General features: G+C 43.2%; 3 protein-coding genes. All 3 read left to right on the forward strand.

Going from position 1 to position 2,455, the window contains the following annotated elements; genetic code table 11:
- On the forward strand, nucleotides 1-618 hold a 618-nt coding region (locus DP116_RS27815; RefSeq protein ID WP_169158196.1), incomplete at its 5' end, for a WD40 repeat domain-containing protein.
- Nucleotides 615-1,811 (forward strand): ATP-binding protein, encoded by a 1,197-nt coding sequence (locus DP116_RS27820; RefSeq protein WP_169158197.1) that lies wholly within the window; start codon nucleotides 615-617, stop codon nucleotides 1,809-1,811. The genes DP116_RS27815 and DP116_RS27820, both read left to right, overlap by 4 nt.
- A gap of 152 nt (nucleotides 1,812-1,963) precedes the next feature.
- Complete coding sequence (locus DP116_RS27825) at nucleotides 1,964-2,209, forward strand: DUF433 domain-containing protein (RefSeq protein WP_169158198.1); 246 nt, start codon at nucleotides 1,964-1,966, stop codon at nucleotides 2,207-2,209.
- Nucleotides 2,210-2,455 lie beyond the last annotated feature (246 nt).

Below are 2,455 nucleotides of genomic sequence, written 5' to 3' on the forward strand. Positions count from 1 at the left end.
CTCAACGCTCATAGCAACTCGGTAACGGCACTCGCCGTCACCCCAGACGGCAAGCGGCTGATTTCTGCTTCCGTTGACAAAACACTCAAAGTTTGGGATTTGGCTGATGGTAAAGAAGTTTTCACACTCACGGGTCATAGCAACTCGGTAACGGCAGTCGCCCTCACCCCAGACGGTAAGCGGCTGATTTCTGCTTCCGTTGACAAAACACTCAAAGTCTGGGATTTGGCTGATGGCAAACAACTTTTCACACTCAACACTCATAGACCGTGGGAATTAGCAGTCGCCGTCACCCCAGACGGCAAGCGGGTGATTTCTGGTTCCGTTGACAACACTCTCAAAGTCTGGGATTTGGCAGATGGCAAACAACTTTTCACACTCAACGCTCATAGCAACTCGGTAAAGGCAGTCGCCATCACCCCAGACGGCAAGCGGGTGATTTCTGCTTCCGATGACAAGACACTCAAAGTCTGGGATTTGGCTGATGGCAAGGTTATTACCAATTTTACTGCTGAGAGTCCAGTATTGTGTTGTGCTGTTACACCGGATGGAATGATAATTACGGCAGGGGATGATTCAGGACAGATTCATTTCCTCCAGTTGGAAGCAGGTTTATGAACATCACACCTCGCCCTTCAACCGCTTCCCAAAAAGAATTTCAGCAACTGATTCACCAAAAAAGCAGCAATTTTGTTGGTCGTGAATTTGCCTTTGCTGCTATTACCGACTTCCTCAACCACCAACTCTGTGGTTACTTTACCATTGTGGGCACACCTGGCAGTGGCAAAAGTGCCATTCTCGCCAAGTATGTGATGGAAAATCCTTCTGTTGTTTATTACAGTGCGGAAGTTGAAGGAAAAAATTGTGCGGAGGAATTTCTCATAACTGTTTGCACTCAGTTAACCCTTCGGCTACGCTCAGGGTTAAAGCCGAGCGGAGTCGAGGCTTTAATTAGGGAAATGGGGGATACAAATGTGTCGCTTCCTGATAACGCGACTGAGGGAAGTTGGTTTCTCTCACTTTTACTTCAGAAAGTGAGCGATTTACTAGAACCAGATCAGCGTTTGATTATTGCTATTGATGGGTGTGATCAAATCGACCTCAACAACCAATCTCCAGACTCAAATCTATTTTACCTTCCTAGATATCTTCCAGAGCGAGTTTATTTTCTGCTCACCCGTCGCCCCTTCAAGAGCGAAAAATCTGGTTTATTAATCGAAACCCCTGCTCAAATTTTGGATTTAGAAGCATATTCCAAACAAAACCGAGAAGATGTGCAGACATACATACAACAATATATTTCAGTCACACCCTCTTTTTTAAAGAACGCTCGGTGGATAAACAATCACTCTATCAGCGAACAAGAATTCTGCCAACAGCTCACACAACAGCTAACAGTCAAGAGCGAAAACAATTTCATGTATCTCAACCACATCTTAAAAGGAATCTCCCAAGGCTTTTATCGCGATAGCCCAAGCGTGGCGTTAGCCATACCTTTCCAATTTGAACCACTCCCCCCAGGATTAGAGGCGTATTACAAAAATCATTACCAGCGCATCAAGGGTAAAGGTTTGTCTCCAGTGGGTAATCGTGTATTAAAATGTTTAGCACAGCTTGTGCAACCCCTTTCAGTAGAATTAATCGCCCAAATAATTGATGAAGATGAATACGAAGTAGAAAAAGTGCTGGAAAATTGGCTGGAATTTTTACATCAGGAAATTAGAGGAGAAGAAACTTTTTATAGTTTCTATCATACCAGCTTTGCGAACTGGTTAGGCAAGGAATTAAATTTAGTTTCGTACAGCTCATGAACTCGTAGAAACTCTCATATGGTGGTGGTGGGCACTGCCACTAAAACCCTCATAATGGTGAGCAGGATCTGACTGGCAGTGCCCACCCTACATTACTGGTTAGGTAAGGAATTAAATTTAGTTTAGACAACGTAATTTTGGAGAGTTGATTTATGTTAGGTTTAGACAGAATTACCTTCGATGCGCGCATCATGGCTGGACAAGCTTGTATTCGCGGAATGAGAATTCCTGTTTCGTTAGTTGTCAATTTAGTAGCGAATGGGAAACCTGTAGAGGAAATTTTAGAAGAATACCCTGACCTAGAACCAGAGGATATTCGCCAATCTCTACTTTATGCTGCTTGGTTGACTCAAGAGCGGGTTTATTCTTTCACAAATGCTGAAAAACAAGCATCATGAAATTTTTAGCAGATATGGGAATTTCGCTACGCACAGTAGCAAGGATTGTTGCTAACAATTCCACATATGTAGAACTTTCGGATGCAACGTCTCTACATCAATGGGAATTTTTAAATTCATATCAAGATTTCAGCAACAACAGTTTTTCAGTCCATTAAAATGGACTTCGCCTATAAGCCTAGGACTTATAGTCTAGCCCTGTCAAGGTGACAAATTATCAGATAATAATGCCATGCGATTGCGCGA

It is taken from the genome of Brasilonema bromeliae SPC951 (assembly GCF_012912135.1).
Taxonomy (GTDB): domain Bacteria; phylum Cyanobacteriota; class Cyanobacteriia; order Cyanobacteriales; family Nostocaceae; genus Brasilonema; species Brasilonema bromeliae.